The sequence below is a fragment of the Segatella copri genome (genome assembly GCF_024330485.1).
Taxonomy (GTDB): domain Bacteria; phylum Bacteroidota; class Bacteroidia; order Bacteroidales; family Bacteroidaceae; genus Prevotella; species Prevotella copri_L.
The window spans coordinates 11873-34527 of record NZ_JANDWX010000033.1 but is presented as its reverse complement, the minus strand read 5'-3'; the positions used below and the strand labels follow the sequence as shown (position 1 = coordinate 34527).

The 22655-nt window shown below is 47.9% G+C and carries 21 protein-coding genes; 13 read left to right on the top strand and 8 right to left on the bottom strand.

The window, feature by feature from the left end:
• The first annotated feature begins 284 nt into the window (after positions 1-284).
• Entirely contained in the window at positions 285-695 is a 411-nt protein-coding gene (locus NNC77_RS13820; RefSeq protein ID WP_254970339.1) for a 2-amino-4-hydroxy-6-hydroxymethyldihydropteridine diphosphokinase, read from the top strand.
• 53 nt (positions 696-748) lie between these two features.
• On the opposite strand, the gene nrdG is transcribed toward NNC77_RS13820, so the two are convergent.
• The 4 genes from nrdG to NNC77_RS13800 all read right to left on the bottom strand — a co-directional run bounded on the left by nrdG (position 749) and on the right by NNC77_RS13800 (position 6199).
• A complete protein-coding gene (gene nrdG, locus NNC77_RS13815; RefSeq protein WP_022121338.1) occupies positions 749-1264 on the bottom strand; it encodes an anaerobic ribonucleoside-triphosphate reductase activating protein in 516 nt (171 codons plus the stop codon).
• 1 nt (position 1265) lies between these two features.
• A complete protein-coding gene (locus tag NNC77_RS13810; protein ID WP_118066879.1) occupies positions 1266-3485 on the bottom strand; it encodes an anaerobic ribonucleoside triphosphate reductase in 2220 nt (739 codons plus the stop codon).
• A 368-nt stretch (positions 3486-3853) separates the two neighbouring features.
• Positions 3854-4687 (bottom strand): type II pantothenate kinase, encoded by an 834-nt coding sequence (gene coaW / locus NNC77_RS13805; protein WP_254970340.1) that lies wholly within the window; start codon positions 4685-4687, stop codon positions 3854-3856.
• Between the two features lie 45 nt (positions 4688-4732).
• Complete coding sequence (locus NNC77_RS13800; protein WP_254970341.1) at positions 4733-6199, bottom strand: SLC13 family permease; 1467 nt, start codon at positions 6197-6199, stop codon at positions 4733-4735.
• Positions 6200-6437: 238 nt separating this feature from the next.
• Between NNC77_RS13800 and NNC77_RS13795 the strand changes: the two genes are divergently transcribed.
• The gene (locus NNC77_RS13795; protein ID WP_118080445.1) at positions 6438-6725 is read left to right on the top strand and encodes a hypothetical protein; all 288 of its coding nucleotides are present in this window, start codon (positions 6438-6440) and stop codon (positions 6723-6725) included.
• A 252-nt stretch (positions 6726-6977) separates the two neighbouring features.
• On the opposite strand, the gene NNC77_RS13790 is transcribed toward NNC77_RS13795, so the two are convergent.
• Both NNC77_RS13790 and NNC77_RS13785 read right to left on the bottom strand, forming a co-directional pair.
• Positions 6978-7538 carry a DNA-binding protein gene (locus NNC77_RS13790; protein WP_254986891.1) on the bottom strand — a complete coding sequence of 187 codons (561 nt, stop codon included), beginning with the start codon at positions 7536-7538 and terminating at the stop codon, positions 6978-6980.
• Positions 7539-7576: 38 nt separating this feature from the next.
• Positions 7577-7669, bottom strand: a complete 93-nt coding sequence (locus tag NNC77_RS13785; protein ID WP_182429232.1) for a smalltalk protein — start codon at positions 7667-7669, stop codon at positions 7577-7579.
• 1043 nt (positions 7670-8712) lie between these two features.
• On the opposite strand from NNC77_RS13785, the gene NNC77_RS13780 reads away from it, so the two are divergent.
• From NNC77_RS13780 to NNC77_RS13730, 11 genes are all read left to right on the top strand, one after another.
• Positions 8713-9720, top strand: a complete 1008-nt coding sequence (locus NNC77_RS13780; protein ID WP_254970343.1) for a hypothetical protein — start codon at positions 8713-8715, stop codon at positions 9718-9720.
• Entirely contained in the window at positions 9707-10729 is a 1023-nt protein-coding gene (locus tag NNC77_RS13775; RefSeq protein WP_254970344.1) for a hypothetical protein, read from the top strand. Before NNC77_RS13780 ends, NNC77_RS13775 begins: the two co-directional genes overlap by 14 nt.
• Before the next feature lie 131 nt (positions 10730-10860).
• Complete coding sequence (locus tag NNC77_RS13770; RefSeq protein ID WP_254970345.1) at positions 10861-11481, top strand: hypothetical protein; 621 nt, start codon at positions 10861-10863, stop codon at positions 11479-11481.
• Positions 11482-11709: 228 nt separating this feature from the next.
• Positions 11710-13242, top strand: coding sequence for a hypothetical protein (locus NNC77_RS13765; protein ID WP_254970346.1), 1533 nt, complete (start codon positions 11710-11712; stop codon positions 13240-13242).
• Between the two features lie 3 nt (positions 13243-13245).
• The gene (locus tag NNC77_RS13760; RefSeq protein WP_254970347.1) at positions 13246-14259 is read left to right on the top strand and encodes a CHC2 zinc finger domain-containing protein; all 1014 of its coding nucleotides are present in this window, start codon (positions 13246-13248) and stop codon (positions 14257-14259) included.
• Positions 14260-14341: 82 nt separating this feature from the next.
• On the top strand, positions 14342-14878 hold the full coding sequence (locus NNC77_RS13755) for a hypothetical protein (protein WP_217327070.1): 537 nt from the start codon (positions 14342-14344) through the stop codon (positions 14876-14878).
• 247 nt (positions 14879-15125) lie between these two features.
• Entirely contained in the window at positions 15126-15278 is a 153-nt protein-coding gene (locus tag NNC77_RS13750; protein ID WP_217327071.1) for a hypothetical protein, read from the top strand.
• Between the two features lie 12 nt (positions 15279-15290).
• Positions 15291-15851, top strand: a complete 561-nt coding sequence (locus tag NNC77_RS13745) for a GNAT family N-acetyltransferase (RefSeq protein WP_254970348.1) — start codon at positions 15291-15293, stop codon at positions 15849-15851.
• A 46-nt stretch (positions 15852-15897) separates the two neighbouring features.
• The gene (locus NNC77_RS13740; RefSeq protein ID WP_337428554.1) at positions 15898-17211 is read left to right on the top strand and encodes an ABC transporter substrate-binding protein; all 1314 of its coding nucleotides are present in this window, start codon (positions 15898-15900) and stop codon (positions 17209-17211) included.
• Between the two features lie 39 nt (positions 17212-17250).
• Entirely contained in the window at positions 17251-18279 is a 1029-nt protein-coding gene (locus NNC77_RS13735; protein ID WP_254970349.1) for an iron chelate uptake ABC transporter family permease subunit, read from the top strand.
• Between the two features lie 339 nt (positions 18280-18618).
• The gene (locus NNC77_RS13730; protein WP_234564470.1) at positions 18619-19812 is read left to right on the top strand and encodes an ATP-binding protein; all 1194 of its coding nucleotides are present in this window, start codon (positions 18619-18621) and stop codon (positions 19810-19812) included.
• Positions 19813-20015: 203 nt separating this feature from the next.
• Here the strand turns inward: NNC77_RS13730 and NNC77_RS13725 are convergent, their stop codons facing one another.
• On the bottom strand, positions 20016-20972 hold the full coding sequence (locus NNC77_RS13725; protein WP_254970350.1) for a D-2-hydroxyacid dehydrogenase: 957 nt from the start codon (positions 20970-20972) through the stop codon (positions 20016-20018).
• Positions 20973-21305: 333 nt separating this feature from the next.
• Complete coding sequence (thrC, locus tag NNC77_RS13720; RefSeq protein WP_217314824.1) at positions 21306-22607, bottom strand: threonine synthase; 1302 nt, start codon at positions 22605-22607, stop codon at positions 21306-21308.
• Positions 22608-22655: the final 48 nt, after the last annotated feature.

Below are 22655 nucleotides of genomic sequence, written 5' to 3'. Positions count from 1 at the left end.
CCTGAAAGGGCAGAAGCTCCTAGCCCAGGGCATCGCCCTGGGTATAATAGCAATCAGCAAGGCGCCCTGTAAGGGCAAAAGCTTTGTAAATTGCCTGGTACTTGAAAGCTTTTGCCCTTACAGGGCGACAGGTTTGCGTCCGTAATTACCCAGGGCGATGCCCTGGGCTAAGAGCTTCTGCCCTTTCAGGGCGTGTGGGGTAAAACTTGCGAAAGTTCAGTGACATACAAATGCAGGGGGGTATCTGTCTATTCTGAGAGAAACTGACTTGTTTTGTAGAAATAATGATTTTAATAATGAAAACTCGTACAAAAGTAATTATAGCTATCGGCTCTAACAGAAATCAGGAGGAGAATGTGTTGAAGGCGCATGAACATCTGAGTTGTATGTTCAGGAACTGCCTCTTCGGTCCGCGCATGTGGACTGAGCCTATCGGACTGGAGAATTCAGACAAGTTTCTGAATCAGGTGATGTTGGGGGAGACCATCTGCTCTAAGAAGTCTGTGCTTGCCGCGCTGCGGAGTGTGGAGCAGAGATGCGGACGCAGAATCCGTGGCCCTTATCGTAAGGTAGATGTTCCGCTGGATCTCGACCTTCTGCTCTATGGCGATGAGAAATTGCACGAGAGCGAGTGGGAGCGTGATTATATTCAGAGTTCTATCAGCTACCTCGAAGAGAAGGATGCTAAGAGATAATGATTTTGGCACCGAAATAAAATAAACGGGAAACCCGAATCTGGTATGTAGATTTACAATACCGGATTCGGGTTTTCTGTTGTAAGATTGAGCTCTATCACTCTTCCTTCTTTCAGCGACTTCTGCACGTTGATGATGCGCTGGTTGCTGCTGCCCCTGAAGAAGAGGTCTTCATCGCGCAATGCCTGTACGAAGGGGCCGTCTACCAATACATCGATTTGGCGGAGGAGTTCCAGCTGCTCGGGATTCTTCACGAGGTTTTCGAAGAGATAGCCCGTAAAGCACCAGATGCTCTTGCTGCTCTGCTCCCTGATGGCGCGCGCCAGCTCGGCAAAGCCCTTTGCCTGAAACATAGGGTCGCCGCCCGAGAAGGTGACGTTGGCGAAGGGGTCGCTCATGATTTCCTTCATCAGCTCGTCGGTAGAGGTCATCGTGCCGTGGCTGATGTCCCACGACTGCGGATTATGGCAGCCCGGACAATGGTTGGGGCATCCCGCACAATAAATGGATGTGCGGAAGCCCGGACCGTCTACCATCGTATCGTGTACGATGCTTAATACGCTGATCATTTTACTTTTCCCCTCCGATATGGGTTACTCGGTCGTGGAGCTCGGCAAGCTTGCCGCTGTTCCAGCGGTCGGTAGTACCTACCAGATAACCGGTGATGCGCTGCAGCTTGTCGATGTGGTGGCTGCCGCACTTAGGACAAACCTCGAGGTGGGCGTCAGCATTCTCGTAGCCGCAGTCGAGACAGCGGTTGCGGTTGTGGTTTACTGAGCCGTAACCCATGTTGTACTTATCCATCATGTCTACCACGCTCTCGATAACAGAAGGGTTGTGGGTAGCATCGCCGTCAATCTCTACATAGAAGATGTGGCCGCCGCGGGTCAGGTCGTGGTATGGAGCCTCGACCTGTGCCTTCTTCAGGGCTGTACACTTATAGTATACAGGCACGTGGTTAGAGTTGGTATAATAGTCGCGGTCTGTAACGCCAGGGATGACGCCAAACTGCTTTCTGTCCTTCTTAGTGAACTTACCGCTCAATCCCTCGGCTGGAGTAGCCAGGATAGAGTAGTTGTGATGATACTGCTCGCTGAACTCGTTGGCACGGTCGCGCATGTAGGTAACAATCTTCAGTCCCAGCTCCTGTGCCTTCTCGCTCTCGCCGTGGTGCTTGCCGATGAGGGCAACCAGGCATTCTGCCAATCCGATGAAGCCGATACCCAGGGTTCCGTGGTTGATGACGCTCTCGATGGTTTCTTCCGGCTTCAGGTTTTCTGCGCCTACCCAGAGATACTTCATGAGCAGAGGGAACTGCTTGGCCATCGCCGTCTTCTGGAACTGGAAGCGCTCGTCGAGCTGCTTGGCTGTGATGTCGAGGATATTGTCGAGCTTGGCAAAGAACATGTCGATGCGCTGCTTTTCGTCTTCGATGCCCATGCACTCGATGGCGAGCTTCACGATGTTGATGGTAGAGAAGCTCAGGTTACCGCGGGCGATGCTGGTCTTCTCGCCCCAGCGGTCTTCGAACACGCGGGTACGGCAGCCCATGGTTGCAATCTCCCACTTGTAGCGCTCCGGATCATCAGCACGCCACTTCTCGTTCTGGTTGAAGGTGGCGTCGAGGTTCAGGAAGTTAGGGAAGAAACGGCGGGCTGTTACCTTGCAAGCCAGCTTGTAGAGGTCGTAGTTTCTGTCCTCAGGCAGATAGTTTACACCTCTCTTCTTCTTCCATATCTGGATAGGGAAGATGGCTGTCTCTCCATTGCCTACGCCCTGATAGGTGCTCTGCAGGATTTCGCGCATGATGCAGCGGCCCTCGGCGCTGGTATCGGTACCGTAGTTGATGCTTGAGAATACTACCTGGTTACCGCCGCGGCTGTGGATGGTGTTCATGTTGTGGATGAATGCCTCCATTGCCTGATGCACGCGGTTCACGGTCTTGTTGATGGCGTGCTGCTCCAGGCGTTCGCGGCCCTGCAATCCGTCGAGCGGCTTCTCTATGTAGTCGTCGATAGGCGCATCATAGAGGTTGCTCAGGTCTTCGCCTGTCAGCTTCTCCAGGTTCTTCACCTCTTCCTGGTACGACATGCGTACGTATGGAGCCAGATAGAAGTCGAAGGCTGGGATGGCCTGACCGCCGTGCATCTCGTTCTGGCAGGTCTCGAGAGAGATACAAGCCAGCACGGCTGCGGTCTCGATGCGCTTGGCAGGACGGCTTGAACCGTGACCGGCTGTGAAACCGTGGTTCAGAATCACGTCGAGCGGATGCTGCACGCAGGTGAGACTCTTTGTTGGGTAATAGTCCTTATCGTGAATATGTATATAGTTGTGCATGACGGCGTCGCGTACATCCTCTGAGAGGAGGTAGTCGTCGACGAATGGTTTAGTGGTTTCTGACGCGAACTTCATCATCATGCCGGCTGGTGTGTCGGCATTCATGTTGGCATTTTCACGGGTGATGTCGTTGTTCTTGGCATTGACGATGCTCATGAACACGTCGCGTGTCTTCGCCTTGCGGGCGATGTTACGCTGGTTACGGTATGCGATATACTTCTGGGCAACATCTTTGCGGGCACTCTTCATGAGCTCCATCTCGATGGCGTCCTGAATGGCCTCAACGCTCATCTGGCTCTTGCCGCGATAAGAGATGTGGTCGGTTATCTGCTCGATAAGAGTGGTATCTTCACCCTTGTCGGTATGCAACATGGCCTTGCGAATGGCTGCCATGATTTTCTGTTCGTTGAATCCAACGATGCGTCCGTCACGCTTTACTACTGTCTGGATCATTTTAGTATTACTTTTACGATTAATGTTTAAATTACTTAGTATTAAGTCATTATGACTTGAAGAGGTAGATAGATACCTCCTTTTGACATTGCAAAGATATAAATAATTTCTGAAAGTAACTACTTTTGGACAACTTTTTTATGGTTAAAAAATATTAAGTCACTGATAATCAGGTGATAACGTAAAAGTTTTGGAAAACTTTTACAAAATCCTGTTTCTCAAAACGTTTAAGTTGTTATCTATCAGCGTGTTGCGCGTCTTGTGCTGCTGTGTGCGTTTCCAGCTTGTTGTCTGTGCTTTGTGACAGAATGGAGAAAGCAAATCGCCGCAACGCCCGTGTATAGGGCATTGCGGCGATTTTGAGGGTATTATTTCGTTTGTCGCTTATAGTCGAGTGCTGCTCCGATGGCGGTGCAGAATTCCGAGTATTTCGGTATTCTGAACCTCACTCCGTAGAGTTTCTCCATGGCTGGGAACACCTCGCGGCATTGCGGCAGTAGGGTGAGGTTGCCGATGAGCACGAAATCCTTGATGCCCGATTCGAGCGATGAGAGGATGGTGGCGGAGCCTATCGACTGCAGCACCATCCAGATGAGTCCCATGGCGATGTCTTCGCGCGAAGCGTTTGCCTTGGCGTTGCTGAAGAGCGATGCGGTGGCGTTCATCGGGAGTCCGGGCAGAGGTTTGGCGCTGATGTCGCCTATCAGCAGGTTAATCTTGCTTACGTCGCCGTCTTTGGCGAGGTTGATAATCTGCTTGATGTCGTCGGTCTTGAGCATGATGCGGCTCAGTCCTGCCAGGGTTCCTCCGCCTATGCCGATGCCTCCGATGTGCCTTATCTCGTTGTTGTCGCATTTTACGAGCGATGTTCCGGTTCCCATGCTCACCACTATCATGCGGTCGAGCTTGCTCTCATATCGGGCGCCCAGTCCGTCGGCCACGAATTCCTCGCTCTTCGAGGTTGGCAGTCCGTAGATGGGCTCGTCGATGTAGGCAGATCCTACGCCCGTGAGCATTACCTGTTCTACATCGCTCAGCGCAATCTTGTTGTCGTGAAGATACTTGCCGAAGGCTCCGTAGAGCGAGGTGATAGGGTCAGTGGCCTTGATGCGGATGGGGCTTACCACCACGCCGCTTTCATCGATGCCCACAATCTTGGTCGTAGAGATACCTACGTCGATTCCTATAACAATCTTTTTCATTCCTTATATATATAATAATGTGTATTTTCGCAAGTTCATGCCCCTTTAGAGCACACCCATCTTGCAGAAGGTGATGAGCACGGCGTAGCCCACAATCATGCTCAGGATGCCCACCGTGAGTCCTGCCTTCACCATGTCGGTCTGCTGGATGAGTCCGGTAGAGTAGGCGATGGCGTTAGGAGGGGTTGAGATAGGCAGCGACATGGCGCAGCTGGCTGATACCGCTACTCCGATGAGGATGGTAGAGGTGCCGCCGATGGAGTTGAGCTTGTCGCCCATGCCGGCGCATACCACCGTGAGGATTGGGATGAGCAGGGCGGCGGTGGCGGTGTTCGAGATGAAGTTACTCAGGATGAAGCATACCAGTCCGGATACAATCATGATGACCAGCGGATTGAATTCTGCAAACGGAATACTCTTTACGGCTGCCTCGGCAAGACCGGTGCCGTTCATAGCCAGACCGAGGGCGAATCCGCCTGCCACCATCCAGATGACAGCCCAGTCAATCTCCTTCAGGTCCTTGGCTGTAATCACTCCTGTAAGGGCGAATACGGCGATAGGGAGCATGGCCACGGTGTTGGCGTTGATGCCCAGCTGCTTGCCGAATACCCAGAGCACGATGGTTGCAAGGAAGGTGACGGCCACTACCGTGGTGCGCCAGTTGTGCTGCATGTTGCCCTCGATGTTGAGCTCGATGGTCTTGGCAGAGAACGGGAACATTTTGCGGATGATGACCCATGCCATCAGGAGCATGATGAGCACCATAGGGGCCATGATCATCATCCAGTCGCCGAAGCTGAGACCCAGGTTCAGTCCTGCCGGGTCGTTCAATACCTTGAAGGCGAAGGCGTTAGGCGGGGTTCCGATAGGGGTTCCCATACCGCCCAGGTTGGCTCCGATAGGAATGGCCATGGTGAGCGCCACGCGGCCCTTGCCCGAAGGCGGCAATGATTTGAACACCGGTGTGAGGAAGGTGAGCATCATGGCGGCGGTGGCTGTATTTGAGATGAACATCGAGAAGATGCCGGTGATGAGCATGAAACCCAGCAGCACGTTCTCAGAACGCTTGCCGAATGGCGCAATCAGGGCCTTCGCCATCATCACGTCGAGTCCGCTCTTGGTAGCAGCTATGGCGAGTACGAAACCGCCCAGGAAGAGGATGATGGTAGGGTCGGCGAAGCACGCCATCACACCCTGATAGTCGAGCAGCTTGCCCATCTCAGCCTCCGAGCCTTGCATGATCTTGAAGGCGGAGTCGCTGACGAAGAACAGCAGCACGAAGATGATCACTACGCTGGTTGCCCATGCCGGTATGGCCTCGGTGAGCCAGAGCATCACGGCCATGACGAAGATGGCGATGACGCGCTGCTGCACGATGGTGAGTCCATCGATGCCGAAGCTGTCGATGGGCAGGTTCCAGACGATAACGGTAAGCAGAGCCGTTATGAGGAACAGCAATGCTTTCTTGCGATTAAAATCGCCATTCAATACTTTCTTTACAGTTTCTTGCATTATCTTTCTGTCTTAAGGATTATTTTCTTGCAAAAATACGTGTTTTTTTTGTATTTAGCAAGTTTTTTTGCAGAAATAGTGAAAAAAATGCCGAAAAATGTTGTTGTTTCAAGAAAAAATGCTATATTTGCAGTGGATTTACCGATAACGGCTATCGGTGATGCAGAAAACTTGGAGCACCCGGAAGGGTGATTCAGCGAACCTGATATGTCTAATAAATAAATTAGGAGATAATGAAATGAACAAGTCTGTAGTATTTATCATCATCCTGCTCGTGATAGTTCTATCTATCATCGTATCGCAGTACTTCCACAAGCGCCACCATGAATATAAGATGGCAGACATCGAGAAGGCTATCCGCAAGGCTTATCCTAAGGGTGTGGGCTCGATACGCAAGGAAGAACTGGTAACAGCTGTGAAGAAATACTTCCACTGTTCGGCGAAGGAGGCTCATTATATAATAGGTGTAGCCCGCCGCAAGAAGCTGGTTGATATCGCTGCAGAATATGTTACCATCATGTTTTGAAATAAGGTAAAAACATTAAATATGCTTTAGCCGTGAGGCTGAATCACTTTGATTAAAAGTATTATTTATTTGAGGCACAAAGGATTGTTAGCGACATGCTGATTCCTTGGGGAAATGTGTGGGTTAGCATGTTGTGTTCGGGACGTCTGGTATGGTACATTGCGTAAACAATTTAACTGCCAGACAAAGTTTACCCTCCCTAGGACTTTTTAAGACCTGGGGAGGGTTTTACTTTTTCAGGCTCAGCACCTTTTATTCAAGTCCATCGCCGCCGTTTTCGCTTCCGGTTCCGCCAGCAGAATCGCCGCCCGATGGGGTGTCGCCTCCGGATGGATTATCGCCTCCGGATGGATTATCGCCTCCGGATGGGGTAGTAGGAGGTGTATCGGTAGAGGTAACCTGCTTCACCACCTTGCCGTTTCGGTCGTAGCAGGTGATGTTGACGGAGGTCTCTTCGAGTTCCTTCTTGATGTCGGTGTTAGGCACGAAGATGATGTATCGGCGGGTGATGAGGTTGGCGCTCACCTTGTTCACATCCTCTACGGCGGTAGAGTTAAGACCGAATCGGAGGCTGCCCAGTCCTGGCACAGCCACGCTGTGGCCCTCGGTGGCCCATGCAGCAATCACTTCGCCGATGGCCGACCATCCGGCGTTGATCACCGCCTTAGGCAATCCGCTGCGAACGGCAGCTTCTTCTATCACCTTCGTGGCGTTGAGCTGGCTGTAGAGTTCAGCCTGCATCACGAATGCCCACTTTTGCTTACCTTTTTCGAACGCTACGTTGCGCTCAATTGCTTTTACTTTAATACCCATAATTCAAATCGTTTTTTTTAATGGTTAAACAAATCAGTTTACATGCAGCTGGTAACGCCGAGCGTGGTGCCTACGGCAGTAAGTACGGCGATAATCACCTGCAAGATAGTTTTCCAAACATCCTTTTTCATTTTCTTTTTCCTTTCTTTTTTAGTGGTTCAACATTTAGAAAGAGATTGGGCAGGTGTGCACCCCTGTCGTTTTCCCCTCCGTTTTTTAGTGGTTAATTTCCCATTTGCCGTTCTTAATGAATGACAGTGCAAAGAAAGTGCAAACGAGAGCAAAGTCAAGCTTGCTTGAACTTTGCCGAGTGCAGCCTTTCTTCTAACACAGTGCAAAGATACAACATTTTTCTCTGAAAAACAATAGTTGTCCCGAATCACGTGCATCCTTGTCCCGAATCACGTGCATTCCTTCCTCATTAATCATGTATTTGCTTGACGCCACACGCCCTGAAAGGGCAGAAGCTCCTAGCCCAGGGCAACGCCCTGGGTTTTAAGGATGTAGCCAATACGCCCTGTAAGGGCAAAAGCTTTATATTTTTTGCTTGAGGTTTTAAAGCTTTTGCCCTTACAGGGCGCCGGGATTGCGTCAATAGCTACCCAGGGCGTTGCCCTGGGCTAGGAGCTTCTGCCCTTTCAGGGCGTGTCCCAACGTACCCCCAACTGCGTCCCGATGTACCGCCATCTACGTCCCGACGTATCGCCCGTTGCGTCGGGACGCAGATGGCGGCGCGTCGGGACGCAGTTTTGGGGGCATCGGGCGCACAGTTACTTGCTATGTGGGTTAGCTGGTTGATAGGAGGAAAGGCAAAAATGTGAATGTGAATGTGAATTTGAAATGTTTTTCAATGTTACCTGAAGGAGAAGCGTATAATCGTGTTTAAGTAATAGTAGCCATTATAATAGGTTCATATTATATATATAATAAGGTACGCGCGCGAGGACTGAATTTCATTCACAATATCCAATAAAAGGAATGGATGGAACAACCCGATACATTGATTTACATTTCAAATTCACATTCACATTCACATTTTGTTTTGATGGTTTATGAAAAAAAGACAATTTGATAAAAAATAATTTAGAATTTATTTGTTTATTCGGGGAAAAAGTGTTACTTTTGTAGTTGCTATGGAAAATAACTTTCATGGTATAATTTAAACCAGAAGCTAATGACTGGACGAACTAAAAACAGCACAGAAAAGACTTCTTTTGTTGTCTTCAAGTATGATTTCTGCAAAAGCCGGAATCTTTCAAGTATCGAGGGTACTCTACCCTTGGATTTTCTCGAAATGTCATCGCCTGAAAAATATCAGGAATGTCAGACAGGTTTCGAGAAGGTAATGGACAGTTTGCTGAAAAGCAAGAAAATGACTTTGGTGGAATCACGGAAGAATGAGGAAGATGTTATTCACGACAACCGAATATTGGGATTTCGCGAAGGTGTGGCTGTGCTGGATGTATGCGCAGACAAAAAAGAATTTTATTGGAGTAACTTTAAGGAGAATGAAATTCACAACCAGCCTTTCTGTAAGGTAATCATTGATAATCGCCCCAACAGAGGTTTCCTTTTTGTGGAAGAATCTAGAATCTTCGGCGGCAAAAGGGGACAGGACAAGGTGGTGGCTCTTCTGCGTGATAATATCAACAGGGTGGCGAATCAATATGGCTGGAATATGGTGATTTCTGCCAAGTTGCCACCTGGTGATTTCTTTGATGCCGTGGCTGAAAGAATCAAGGCTGGCTGCAGGCCAAGGGCTGTGGTGTTTTCTTTTCCTCGCCATCAGTCTCTCAGCGATGCGCCATATTCCTTTGTCATGCAATTACAGATGCAGCAATCCTTTATGGAGTGTCTCAATGCCAGTAAGTATCAAGTGCTATATGGTACAGATAAAGGTGAGCAGTTGCGCTTGGACAAGGCAAACAGAGACGTTGCCATGTTGGTGAACCTGTGCAGCAAGGAAGATTACGGCATCAAGGTATACTATTGGAAAGGTCCGTGCACCTCTTCCCGTTCGCTGAAACGAACCAAGGTGAAAATCTCCGATGTTGAGATTGTTGCTCTGATTAATGGAGATGCTGTCTGTTGCGATTGTCATGGGAATTCTCAGTTTGCTTTGATCAATTCTCTTGATGTGATTCTTGATGATTTAAATGGTTACGACGATGAGGTTATTTAAGATGAAGACCAGACAGATGGTAGATAAATCTTTTTCGCAACACATGATTTATCAGGTTTTCAGAGCCATCACCCATGATATCTTCAATGATAAGACGTGGTTTCCTACGTCCAGATGTTCATGCGAGGATGTTTTTTATGAGGTATTCTGCATCGTAGACAAAATGATGTTTTCGCATACCGATACCGAGAGCCGCCTAGCCTTTGTGGAAGGAATAGGGCAATATGAGAAAAACTATGTTGACGAGGATGGGTATGCTACAGCTCAGGAAGAGCGTCAGAGAATCGTATTTGTCATCCTGTATATGGCAGCTGTGATACTTCAGATGATGCCTTTGGAGTCGAAAGTGTTTCAATTTTGCTCAATGATTATGGGGCAATGGAGAGGCTACGTAACTCAGGAGTTTTCTCAGCGGTGCCTCGGAGCAGTCGTGAAGAACCGGGATGTGGTTGAACAGCTGGCAGCCAATATCGGTTATTATGGCGAGGATGGTTTCTTCGTTTCATCTCAGATCAATGAACTGATGCGCCAGAACAATGATGAAGATTATCTTCACGGATTCGAGCCTGAACAGAAGAGGACATTGGAATTGGAAGTGACAGACGATGAGCATCAGGAAAACGGCGGGCAGGAAAAAACGGAAGAAGATAATGAGAAGGAATGGGGCGACTTGAGCCAGGGAGAAAGAGTAAAGCGAGCCTTGCAGAAGATGATAGACGAGAAGGCTATTCCTTTGAAGAAAGACTATGCCCTGATTATGGTGGCGCTCTCTGATATCAACGATTTTGAAGGCAAATTTGATAATGGCGCATCTTTCTGCAAGTATCTTACAGAGCAGCTGGGTCTGCCTTCCAATCTGACCAATGGCGGTGCTATCTCCAAGCGTTTCTCCAAAATGCGTGGCGAATTTCCCAACTGGAGTTTTGATGATGTAAGTGATCCTAACGCCCGGCAGAAACTCATCAATATCGCTAACCGTTTTGTCGCCATCTACCGTAAGGGACAGTAGGAAGCGGGGAAATGATTGCTTCTTGTGAGTGTTGCCAAGTTTTAGATGGAATGTTAAAAACGCAAAATAGAGCAAGTTTTAGGCATATTCTACGTTTAACAATTAAATAGGTTTGATAAACAAATTTGGATATGAAGTATTTTGTAAAAAAATCAGTCTTACTACTGTTGGTAGTCTTGGCTTTTTGTGCGTGTGACAACAGCAATGACAATGGTGAAGTTATTCCGCCAAATCCACAGTCATCGAAAACTGTCGTCAATTATACTGGCGAAGTAGAGTTTGTGGTGGATGCGCTACAAATTCGTGAGGATATAGAGCAGGATTTGAAGGCAAACCCTCCTTTTGGAGGAAGCAAAAAATATCAGTTTATCACAAAAAAATACTCGACGCTTCCTGCTGTATATATGCTATATGCGGTGAATCCTGAGGACGATAAGTCTGCTGACGGATATATACTGGACATCGCTGGTAAAGTGGAGTATAAGGACAATTATAGATTGTTCCCTGTCACATCTGGACTAGGTTGGTATAAGGAGAATATTGTGCCTGTCGACACAAAGGATGGCAAGCCTGTTGCAACATACGATGTATTTATACAGACTATTCCTACTTCTACGGTTGTTAGCAAGATGTATTTCTGCGAAGACCTTACGGAGAAATATCGCCAGAAGTTCCCTAATGAAGACATTCATGCCGTGGTTCGCCGTTTGGTTCTTTCTTATGTCAGTGGGGGTGATAATATAAAAGAATAGGAACATATCTGAACAGAAGATTTTTTAGAAATAATACAGTATCAGCACTTTTTGCTTCGTTTGCAAGCAAAGAGTGCTTTTTTTATGCCTTCAGATGAGCTGGAGGCTTAGCGGAAGGCTTAGTTGCCGGCGATGAGGCTTAGTAGGAGGCGAACCGGCAGGACGCCTATTGCCGGGGAGGCTTTTTTTCCTTACTTTTGCATACAGAAATAATCAATGATTGGGATTATGGAAAAAGTAAAGAAAATACCTCCACAGGAAGCGTCTCAGACTAATCCAGTGGCAAAGCCTGAGGATACCAAGGGCGGAATCAATAACAAGGTATCATCTGGGTTGACAGGAAAAAAGCTGGCTGAACAGGCTGAAGAGAATGAAGAGATGCCCATGCATCATCTGATTGCCGATAAGGATTATCCGTCGGGCATCAGAGAATGGATGATCACTTCGCCTTCTGACCTCAAGTATCCTACGCTGGTGGTGGCTGCTGCCATGCTCAGCGTTTATCTTACACGTGTCAGAATACAGTATGTGTATGATAATCAGGGAGAAAAATCGGCTATCGTGTTGCAGGTCATCGTAGAGGGCGAGCAGTCGAGCGGAAAGTCGTTTGCCAGATACATCATGCGTACCCTGATGAAACCTTTCATCGAGCGTGACAGCGAAATGAGAGCCAAGGAGCAGGAGTATGCTGCCCTGAAGCGACGCCAGGGAAAGAAGGACGGCAAGCTGCCACCCGAACCGAAGACCGACATCACCATCCTGCCCGAAACCGTATCGCTCACCATGTTCATCAAGAGATGCGATGCAGCCGTCAAGCTCTATGGTGCTCCGAAGACGCTCTTCGAATTTGCCGATGAGATTTCTGCCATCGTGCATTCTGCCAAGCGCCAGTTTGCCGACCTTTCGCAGGTTATCAAAACGGCATACGATCTGGGCAGCGTATATGGTCAGGATTTCATGAGCGAATCCAGCTATAGTGCCATGGTAGATGCCTTGCTGTCGTTCGTTTTCTGCGGCACTCAGAGTGCGGTGAGCAGATATATGAACAAGGCTGCCATTGAGGGCGGTGCTGTAACCCGAACCATCTTATGCCCGCTCATCAGTCATCTGGGCGACAATCCGCCACAGTTTCAGGCGTTGACCGATACGCAACGTAATGAGCTGGAGAATACGTTGGATAAGCTCTTCGGGTTGTGCTACGAGGAAGATGGAAAATTCCATCAGGAGATAGAGGAAGATATGAGCTGGCTCTACAAGACGGTGGTAAAATGGTGTAACGACTGCCGCCAGCAGGTGGTGAAAACCATGTCCAAGTCGATGGATGTCTTCTACAAGCGCAGTTCGGTTTCAGCCTTCCGCATCGCTGCCCTCATGCAAGTGCTTTACAAAGTGGAAGGGAAGAAGAGCGAGAAGGAAATCCGGAAACTGGTCAGGCAGACCTATCTGGCTTGTGCCGACCGCATCTTGCAGAATATGTTGCAGCGGTGGGGCAAGGCTTTCGAGCAGATTTCTGCCGAGGGCGAAGGAGAGCCTTATCATACAGTAGACTATTTCAGCGAGTTGCCGCAGGAATTCTCTTATCAGTTCCTGGAGGAATTTCTGAAGCAGAAGGAGCTCAAGACGCCTGCCCGCAACATGGTATGCAACTGGCGAAGATGGGGATGGCTCGAAAAACCAGCAAAGGGCGAGGATAGAAAGGTGCTTAGAAAGACGCAGCAGAAAGGCACTATTGGTGATGGTAATATTAAAAAAGACAATTAGAAGATGGCAGAATATATTGATTCAAATACGCTCTCTAAACTTAGAGCTATCAGCATCCTGGAGGTTGCTGATGAATTGGGCATGGGTTTGCGGTATCATAATGCCCTTTGTATCAGTCATAATGATACCCATCCGAGTTTGCATTTCTGGACTTCCACCAACACTTGTCATTGCTTTGCATGCGGGTGGGGTGGAGATAATATCGACCTGGTGATGAAACGGGAGAATCTCTCTTTTTCGGAGGCTTGCCAATGGCTGTGCAGAAGATTCAATATCAGCGCCGGTAATCATTCTGCGGGAAACCGTAAGGATGTGCTTCATCGGGATAAAACTGTTGCTGAGCATAGAAAATCTGAATGTGATACGGACAGACTCAATCTCAGAGGCGAGTTTCAGCATAAGCCTGACGTAGATTATCTGATGCGTATGCTCATGGGTAAGAAACTGACAGATAAAGCCAAGGATTTCCTGTTCTATCAGAGAAAGTTGCGCCCGGAATATATCTATTGGTGTAGAGTGGTGAGCACAGATTTCTCCATTGCTGGCTATCGCTTTGGTGGAAAGTTTTTTGATGGTCCTTCCCTGTTGATTCCCTATTATGACGTTCATGGCAATCTGCTGACGGTTCAGAGCAGATATCTGGGAGATAAGACTGAAGAAAAACCGCGGTTTAAGTTTGCACCAGGTAGCAAGCCGATGGTATATGGGATGCAGATCTTGCCGCAGGTGACAGAAAAAGAGCCATTGGTTATTACCGAGGGATGTACCGACTGCTGGAGCGCTATGTCTATGGGTTACAAGGCAATAGCCATCCCGAGTGCTACGCTTTGTAATGAAGAATGTCGCAATCTTTTAGTGGGAAGGAATCTTCACATGTGGCCTGATCAGGACAAGCCGGGCATCGGTCTTTATATGAAACTGAAGGAAATGTTCCCTCAGCTGGTGTACCATCAGTTGCCGGAAGGTTGCAAGGATTTGTCTGATTATTACCAGTCGTTTTACGTTCAGAAAATGTGAAAGTGAATGTGAATTTCAAATGTTTTTCTCAATAGCTTTTTGAGCATATTTTGTTTGTTATTTTTATCGGTTATTGTCTGTTATGATGAAATTAGTCTTAAATCGTTTTCGTACAGTTCGTGGCGCCGTAGTGGGTCGCCTCAGTCAGGAAATAGCAGATCGCAAGGGTGGCGTTGTTGACCACGAGCATATTTGCGATACAGTAGAGCGCGAGGAGGGCTGCCTGGAGCCTGGTGAATATCGCGTAGTGGTGGCTAAATGCCGCAGTTTCGCCCGCAAGATGATGTTCTTGGAGGCGGTGAAGAAGGAGGCTTCCTCTTCTTCTGATGCTTCATCAGGGTTGGGCTGTTCGCCTCTTCCTCTCCCCGAAATCTGCGAGCGCTGCCGCCTGGAGCGCAAGCATCATAGGTTCGGGTGCATGGATGAGCTTCATGCCCTTTCGTGTCCGATGCTTCAGCCGGGCAATGGTCCGTTCCGTCTCCGCAAGGGCGGCATCCTCATCGGCGAGGCTCATGCTCCCGGCTTCGTCCTCAGAAGCCAGGAACTCTTTCTCCAACTCTTCGACCGTGTTAACAAGGTGCTGAGACGCGGGGGCGAAGTGGTTATCAGGATAGAGTAGGTGGGGAGAGAGGTGAAAGATGGCATCCTTGGATGTCATCTTTCGCTGTTTTTATATTCATAGAAACGCAGAATACCCGTAAAAACTAGGAATTTACGTACAAAACCAAAAGTTTTCTCTAAAAAAAGCTATTATCTCCCAAACTTTTTGTAATTTTGAAGCGGATTAGGTAAATAACAATTCAGTTATATATAAGAATAATACCTATTAAAGATTATTAATTAATAAACTCAAGGAGGAATGTATTATGGCAAGACCAATTAGAGAAACTCCGATTCTTTATGGTGGTGATGCTCGCAAGTTTGAGGCAAGAATGAAAAATCCACCAAAGGAAAGTAAGGAGCAATATGAAGAAAGAATGAAGCATTATCATGCAGTCATGAGTGTGTTTCAAGGTTAAAAAGAATGGCGTATGACAGAGGAAGAGTTTCAAACTAGGTATACTGTGCATAGTTTGGCAGGTATGGAATGTGTAACCGCTTTTGATTGTGGAGATGAAGACTTGAATGATTTCGTTATTCAGGAAGCTGGTCTTTACAAGCAGGCGATGCTTGCGGTTACATACGTTGTAGAAGATAAGCAACATCAGATTGCTGCATATTTTAGTCTAGCTAATGATAAGGTTTCTATAACGGATTTCAATTCTAATAGCGAATTTAATAGATTTAGAAAACATCGCTTTGTTCAAGAGAAAAGATTGAGAAGTTATCCAGCCGTAAAACTTTGTAGATTAGGGGTTGATATAGAATGTCGAGGTACAGGTATGGGCTCTTTTCTCTTGGACTTTATTAAAACCTTGTTTGTTATAAATAATAAAACTGGTTGTCGGTTTATAACAGTTGATGCTTATAAGGCGGCAGTTCCTTTCTATGAAAAGAATGGCTTTTTACCCTTGACAAGTAAGGATAACAATGAGCATACCAAATTAATGTATTATGATTTGGCTTCTAATTATCAGGAAAATATTAAATAGTAAGGTTTTGGAATAATATATTTACGTATTCTTTAATCAACCAATTATGATGAACAGAAAAATATATATATTCGGGGCACTCCTGGCGCTCCTTGTGCTGACTGCCTGCCAGGGCGGAAAGACGACGGCGGGAGAGGCTGAAGAAGGGGATACTCTGAAGATGAAGTATGCCAAACTTCTAACCATCGTGAAGCATGGGGAAAAGGGGACCGCATCTTTGAATAATGATGCGGAAGACGCTGAGTATCAGTATGCTGAGGTGAACGTTGCAAATCCCTGGAAGGCGGGGACGCTGCTGCACCGCTATATCCTTATCCCAAAGGGAAAGGAGGGGGATGAGATGGTTGCCCGACTCGCCCTGCAACGCACTTCGGGCATGGGATGCACTACCGATACCGTGCGCACACCGGTGGAGAGGAGTGCTGTTTTCATCGCTCCCCATTGCCAGCTGATGTACGAAATGGGCTGCCAGCAGGCCATCCGTGGTGTCTGCGATCTCGATTACATCAATATTCCGGATGTAAAGAAGAGGGCTGCTCTTTCTAGGAATACTGCTGCCCGAAAAGCTTCTTCCGGAAATGTTTCTGCAGGAAATGCTGCTGCCCGAAATTCCATCGTGGATTGCGGTTCGAGCATGGCACCCGATATCGAGCGCATCATCGCCCTGAAACCCGAAGCCATCCTACTTTCGCCTTTCGAGAACAGCGGTGGATATGGCAAGCTCGACAAACTGCATATCCCCATCATCGAGGCTGCCGACTATATGGAGTCTTCGCCACTGGGCAGGGCGGAATGGATGAAATTCTACGGCATGCTCTTTAAAAAAGACGGGAATGCACCGAAGACCGCTCTTGCTGCATCTTGCGAACCAAAGGCAGATTCGCTCTTTGTGAAGATAGAAAAGGAATATCTGAAGCTGAAAGCTGAGGCAGCCGGGTATCCGAAGGGCCTCTCCATCCTGACCGAAAGAAAGACGGGCAATGTATGGTATGTGCCTGGAGGTCAGAGTACTATCGGTATTCTGCTGAAGGATGCCAACGCCCGTTATATCTTCGAGGACGATGAACACAGCGGAAGTCTGGCGATGAGTCCGGAGCAAATCTTGGCGAAGGGAAAGCAGGTGGATGTATGGGCATTCAAGTATTTCGGTGGTGCCCCTTTGTCGCAGGCTCAACTGCTTCAGGAATATGACGGCTACAAGGCTCTTGCTGCCTTCAGCCGGGGTAATATCTATCAGGTAGATACCTCTACGGTACCTTATTTCGAGCTTACGAGTTTCCATCCCGAACTGCTGCTCAGAGAGTTCATCATCCTGGCTCATGGCGAGCGGTTCGGCAAATTGAAATTCTATAAGAAATAGGGCTTTAATCAGAGATTTTACAAGAAATAGTTTTAGTGAATGAAAACCATCGTTTTAGGGACAATCGCCATTATCATACTGTTTTTCGCCAACCTGGCATGGGGGAGTGTAAACATCCCATGGCAGGACGTGGGGGCGATTATTTCGGGCTCTCAGACTGACGAAACCTACCGCTATATTCTGTTGGAATCGCGACTGCCGGCGGCGATTGCCGCTTTGCTTTCGGGCGCAGCCCTTGCTACGAGCGGCTTGCTCCTGCAGACAGCCTTCCGCAATCCTCTGGCGGGTCCTGACGTATTCGGTATCAGCAGCGGAGCCGGACTGGCTGTAGCCATCGTGATGCTTGCCTTTGGTGGCAATATTGCCCTGGATGATTTAGGGGTAGGTTTTCTGGGCGATGCCGGCAACTATGCCATCGGCGGTTTCCTGGCTATCCTCATTGCAGCCTTCATAGGGGCTATGGTGGTGATGGGCATCATCACCTTCTTTTCTGCCATTGTGCGCAGCCATACGGTACTGCTCATCATCGGACTGATGGTGGGTTATCTTGCCAGCAGCGCCATCTCATTGCTCAATTTCTTCAGTACGGCAGAGGGCGTGAAATCGTATATGGTTTGGGGCATGGGCAGCTTTGGCAATGTTTCGAGCCAGCAGATGATGTTCTTCATCCCGTTAGCCCTCATTGCCCTAGCTGCGTCTCTGCTTCTTGTAAAACCGCTGAACGCCATGCTGTTAGGCGAACAGTATGCCGAGAATCTGGGTTTCAACATCAGGCGTCTGCGCATCGTTCTGCTCATCATCACCGGTCTTCTTACGGCAGTGGTTACCGCCTTCTGTGGTCCCATCGCCTTCATCGGCCTGGCAACGCCGCATATCGCCCGCCTCATCATCGGCACGGAGAATCATCGCCGTCTGTTGCCCGTTACGATGCTGATGGGTGCAGCCATTGCCCTTCTCTGCAATCTTTTCTGCACCCTTCCGTCGGACGGTGGCATCATCCCGCTGAATGCCGTCACCCCGCTGTTCGGCGCTCCCGTCATCATCTATGTTTTGGTGAAGAGAAGATAGGGAAAAAGCCAGAGTTTTGCTTAGTTTTTTGCTGGGCTCAACTGTATAGATAGTGTATGAAACAGGAAAAGAATATAGAACGAATGTATCGTCAGCATTATGAAAAGATGTATAATCTGGCCAGGTGCATCCTAAGCGCGTGAAGGAGAGGGGGCAAAGCTGTATGATGAGTTAAGAATGCTAAAAAATAATCATGGGTAATGTGTTTACTCATCTATTCTTTGTATCTTTGCAAAGTAGAATTGAGTAATTCGTGACGAAGAATTGAGTAATTCGTGACGAAGAATTGAGTAATTCGTTATAAAGAATAGAGTTGTTTAATATTACAAATTAAAGAATATGGGTGAGTATAGAAGACCACATTACAACTTGATGTTGAGTAGGTTGAGCGAAAGACGTAAGTGTATATTTGTTTTGGCAGGACCAAGACAGGTTGGCAAATCAACAGTTATGGCGCAAATAGCAGAGACTATTGATAAGGTAGTATTTCAATTTAATGCTGATTCTGTAAATGAAGAAGATTCGGATTGGATTCGACGTTCTTGGGAGTCTGTTCGAAGCCGAATGGATATTCAGCATTTGCAAGAAGCTGTTCTTGTAATAGACGAGATACAGAAAATACGCAGATGGAGTGAATATGTGAAGAGAGAGTGGGATGCCGATACCCTAAATCATGTAAACCTGAAAGTCGTATTGCTGGGTTCGTCTCGCTTGCTTTTGCGCAAAGGGCTAACCGAGTCTTTAGCTGGTAGATTCGAGTTGATTCGTATGGGGCATTGGACTTTTCCGGAAATGAAAGCTGCTTTCGGGTTATCACTCCAACAATGGATTTATTTTGGAGGTTATCCAGGCTCGGTGGATTATATAGGGGATTTTAGGCGTTGGAGGAAATATGTCAAGGATTCTCTTGTGGCACCTGCCATTGAAAAGGATGTTCTCTTGACTTCGAATATTTACAAGCCTTCACTCATGTCACAGCTTTTTGAGGTAGGTTGTTCTTATTCTGGTGAGTTGTTGTCACTCACCAAAATGCTTGGACAATTGCAAGATGCAGGCAATGTCACGACTTTGTCTTCTTATCTCGAAATATTGAAGCAAGCCAACTTGCTTTGCGGACTTCAAAAGTTTGCATGCGATGAGGCTCGTAAGAGACAGTCTATCCCAAAGTTTTCAGTGTTTAACAATGCTTTGTTCACGGCATATCGCGGTAAGGGGTTTGACAAAGATTATGTTGACCCAATGATTTGGGGCAGATGGGTGGAATCGGCAGTGGGTACTTGTCTTCTCGATTTTGTGGAGGACAATGACTGTCATCTCTATTATTGGCGAGATCATAATAATGAGGTGGATTATATCCTGGAGTCACAAGGAGATTTCGTTGCCATAGAGGTTAAGAGTGGAAAGAGAGGCATGAATAGTGGTATTCCTATGTTTCAAGAGAAATTCCATCCTCTGAAATCAATCGTTGTTGGCACCGATGGTATTCCATTTGAAGAATTCTTCTGTATGGATATCATGCAATTGTTTGAATAAAAATTGGAAAATCATCTATCGATATGATGCGGAATACGATAGAATTATTCTTGTTGACTTATGGAATATGAGACGAAATCCCAAGTACCTGATTAGGCAGTTCAGAAGAAAACTATAAGAAAAAGTAAACAGCCAACTTTCAATTGGGATATTGAAGGTTGGCTGTCTTCATTTAAGAAATGCAGATTTTTAAAGTAGCATTCTTACTTATTCACGACATTAATCGGATTGCCCTCGAGGAATGCCTTTACGTTGGCGGCTACCTGCTTGTTCAGGCGCTCGCGAGCCTCGTAGGTGGCCCAGGCAATATGAGGGGTGAGGTAGGCATTAGGCTCACCGAAGAGCGGATTCTCCTTTGATGGCGGCTCCTGAGTCATTACGTCGGCACAGTAGGCACCCAGACTGCCTTCGTGGAGGGCAGCAGCTACGGCCTCCTCATCTACCAGCGGACCGCGACCCGTATTAACCAGGATGGCGGTATCCTTCATCTTCTCCAGACTCTCCTTATTGATGAAATGATAGGTGTCATCAGAAAGCGGACAATGGAGCGAGAGAATATCGCTCGTGGCAAGCAAACCCTCCTTGCTCACCTTCTGGATCCACTCAGGCAGATTGCTCGAATTCTTGCTGGTGAAGGCACAGATGTTCATGCCAAACTGGCGGGCGATGTTGGCAACTTTCATGCCGATATTGCCCAGTCCCATGATACCCAGGGTCTTGCCGGCAAGCTCCATCAGTGGGGTATCCCAATAACAGAAATCCTTATTGTAAGCCCAGCGCTCGTTGCGGTTCTCCTGGGTATAATGCTCTACGCGGTTGGTTACGGCAAGGATGAGGGCAAAGGTCATCTGCGCCACGCTGTCGGTGCTGTAGGCAGGAATATTGGTTACGATGATGCCCTGTTTCTTGGCAGCCTCGATGTCTACCACGTTGAAACCTGTAGCCTGGATACCGATGTATTTCAGTTTAGGAAGCTGCGCCAGCGTCTCTGCATCTATCTGCACCTTGTTCAGAAGGATGATGTCGGCATCCTTGGCACGTTCCACTTTCTCTGCATCTGATGTGCGAGGATAAACTACCACCTCGCCCAGTTTCTCCAGAAGATGATAATCCAAATCTCCCGGGTTTGCGGCATAGCCGTCTAGAATAACAATCTTCATAAATTTTTCCCGTTTTCTGTATATAAAATAAAAGTTTCGCAAGTTTTGTCCCATACGCCCTGAAAGGGCAGAAGCCCCTAGCCCAGGGCATCGCCCTGGGTAATTACGGACGCAAACCTGTCGCCCTGTAAGGGCAAAAGCTTTAAAACTCCAGACAAAACATAAAGCTTTTGCCCTTACAGGGCGTCTTGCTGATTGCCATCATACCCAGGGCGACGCCCTGGGCTAGGAGCTTTTGGGCCTTCAGCCCGTACTTGAACCACATGCGAAAGTTCAGTATAAAATGAAAAGCCTTCCCCCTGAGAAAGAGAAAGGCTTTTCCGTATGTATGGTTTATTCGTTCATCAAGTAGTTCTTGAATGATGCGAAATCCTTGGTCATCTGGATGCTCTTCTTCTCACCCTTCATGAATTCTGCAAGGCGTGCAGGAATCTCTATATCGCTGTCAAGGATGCTGTCTACCTTCTCCTTGAACTTGGCTGGATGAGCGGTCTCGAGGAACACGCCAACCTCACCTGGTTTCAACTGCTCCTTCAGGGCGCGATAGCCGCAAGCTCCGTGAGGGTCAAGCACATACTTGGTTTCGCTGTAGCATTGCTTCATGGTTTCTGCAATCTGCTCGTCCTTGTATGTAGCACCACCGATGTAGGCAGCGATGGCATCATGATCGCCCTTGTAGAGGTCGTAGATGCGGGCAAAGTTTGATGGGTCGCCTACGTCCATGGCATTGGCGATGGTCTGCTTGCTAGGCTGTGGATTGTACTTGCCTGTCTGCAGATACTCGTAGAAGATATCGTTGGCGTTGTTGGCTGCGATGAAGCGGTGGATAGGCAATCCCATCTCATGACCGAAGAGTCCGGCTGTGATGTTGCCGAAGTTGCCGCTAGGTACGCAGATAACCAGCTTGTCGGCGAGACCCTTCTCCTTCATGCGGGCATAGGCATTGAAATAATAGAATGCCTGAGGCAGGAAGCGGGCCACGTTGATAGAGTTGGCTGAAGTGAGCTTCATGTGCTTGTTGAGCTCCTCGTCCATGAACGCAGATTTCACCAGTGCCTGGCAGTCGTCGAATACGCCATCTACCTCAAGGGCTGTAATGTTCTGACCGAGGGTAGTGAACTGGCTCTCCTGAATCTTGCTCACCTTGCCCTTAGGATAGAGCACGTAAACATGGATGCCGTCAACGCCGAGGAAACCGTTGGCAACAGCCGATCCGGTATCGCCCGATGTAGCTACGAGCACATTCACCTCTTCCTTGCCCTCCTGACGTACGAAGTACTGCAGGAGACGGGCCATGAAGCGCGCACCCACATCCTTGAAGGCGAGGGTAGGACCATGGAACAACTCGAGAGAGTAGATGTTTGGCTCTACCTCGACTACAGGGCAGTCGAATGCCAGGGTATCGTATACAATCTTCTTCAATGACTCGGCATCAACGTCCTCGCCAAAGAAGGCATCAGCTACCTTGTAGGCAATCTCCTGGAAGGAGAGTTTCTCGATGTTGTCGAAGAAATCCTGTGGCAACTTCTTGATGATTTCTGGCATATAGAGGCCACGGTCTTCTGCCAGACCTTTAACTACCGCCTTGTGAAGGTCGGCGATGGGTGCTTTCTTATTTGTTGAATAATATTTCATTTTTTACTTTTAACTTTGAGATTTGAACATTGAACTTTATGATTAGCT

Excerpts from the sequence above, each read along its gene's own strand:
- NNC77_RS13820 (WP_254970339.1), top strand. The coding sequence starts at position 285 with ATGATTTTAATAATGAAAACTCGTACAAAAGTAATTATAGCTATCGGC.
- nrdG (WP_022121338.1), bottom strand. The coding sequence starts at position 1,264 with ATGATCAGCGTATTAAGCATCGTACACGATACGATGGTAGACGGTCCG.
- NNC77_RS13810 (WP_118066879.1), bottom strand. The coding sequence starts at position 3,485 with ATGATCCAGACAGTAGTAAAGCGTGACGGACGCATCGTTGGATTCAAC.
- coaW (WP_254970340.1), bottom strand. The coding sequence starts at position 4,687 with ATGAAAAAGATTGTTATAGGAATCGACGTAGGTATCTCTACGACCAAG.
- NNC77_RS13800 (WP_254970341.1), bottom strand. The coding sequence starts at position 6,199 with ATGCAAGAAACTGTAAAGAAAGTATTGAATGGCGATTTTAATCGCAAG.
- NNC77_RS13795 (WP_118080445.1), top strand. The coding sequence starts at position 6,438 with ATGAACAAGTCTGTAGTATTTATCATCATCCTGCTCGTGATAGTTCTA.
- NNC77_RS13790 (WP_254986891.1), bottom strand. The coding sequence starts at position 7,538 with ATGGGTATTAAAGTAAAAGCAATTGAGCGCAACGTAGCGTTCGAAAAA.
- NNC77_RS13785 (WP_182429232.1), bottom strand. The coding sequence starts at position 7,669 with ATGAAAAAGGATGTTTGGAAAACTATCTTGCAGGTGATTATCGCCGTA.
- NNC77_RS13780 (WP_254970343.1), top strand. The coding sequence starts at position 8,713 with ATGACTGGACGAACTAAAAACAGCACAGAAAAGACTTCTTTTGTTGTC.
- NNC77_RS13775 (WP_254970344.1), top strand. The coding sequence starts at position 9,707 with ATGAGGTTATTTAAGATGAAGACCAGACAGATGGTAGATAAATCTTTT.
- NNC77_RS13770 (WP_254970345.1), top strand. The coding sequence starts at position 10,861 with ATGAAGTATTTTGTAAAAAAATCAGTCTTACTACTGTTGGTAGTCTTG.
- NNC77_RS13765 (WP_254970346.1), top strand. The coding sequence starts at position 11,710 with ATGGAAAAAGTAAAGAAAATACCTCCACAGGAAGCGTCTCAGACTAAT.
- NNC77_RS13760 (WP_254970347.1), top strand. The coding sequence starts at position 13,246 with ATGGCAGAATATATTGATTCAAATACGCTCTCTAAACTTAGAGCTATC.
- NNC77_RS13755 (WP_217327070.1), top strand. The coding sequence starts at position 14,342 with ATGATGAAATTAGTCTTAAATCGTTTTCGTACAGTTCGTGGCGCCGTA.
- NNC77_RS13750 (WP_217327071.1), top strand. The coding sequence starts at position 15,126 with ATGGCAAGACCAATTAGAGAAACTCCGATTCTTTATGGTGGTGATGCT.
- NNC77_RS13745 (WP_254970348.1), top strand. The coding sequence starts at position 15,291 with ATGACAGAGGAAGAGTTTCAAACTAGGTATACTGTGCATAGTTTGGCA.
- NNC77_RS13740 (WP_337428554.1), top strand. The coding sequence starts at position 15,898 with ATGATGAACAGAAAAATATATATATTCGGGGCACTCCTGGCGCTCCTT.
- NNC77_RS13735 (WP_254970349.1), top strand. The coding sequence starts at position 17,251 with ATGAAAACCATCGTTTTAGGGACAATCGCCATTATCATACTGTTTTTC.
- NNC77_RS13730 (WP_234564470.1), top strand. The coding sequence starts at position 18,619 with ATGGGTGAGTATAGAAGACCACATTACAACTTGATGTTGAGTAGGTTG.
- NNC77_RS13725 (WP_254970350.1), bottom strand. The coding sequence starts at position 20,972 with ATGAAGATTGTTATTCTAGACGGCTATGCCGCAAACCCGGGAGATTTG.
- thrC (WP_217314824.1), bottom strand. The coding sequence starts at position 22,607 with ATGAAATATTATTCAACAAATAAGAAAGCACCCATCGCCGACCTTCAC.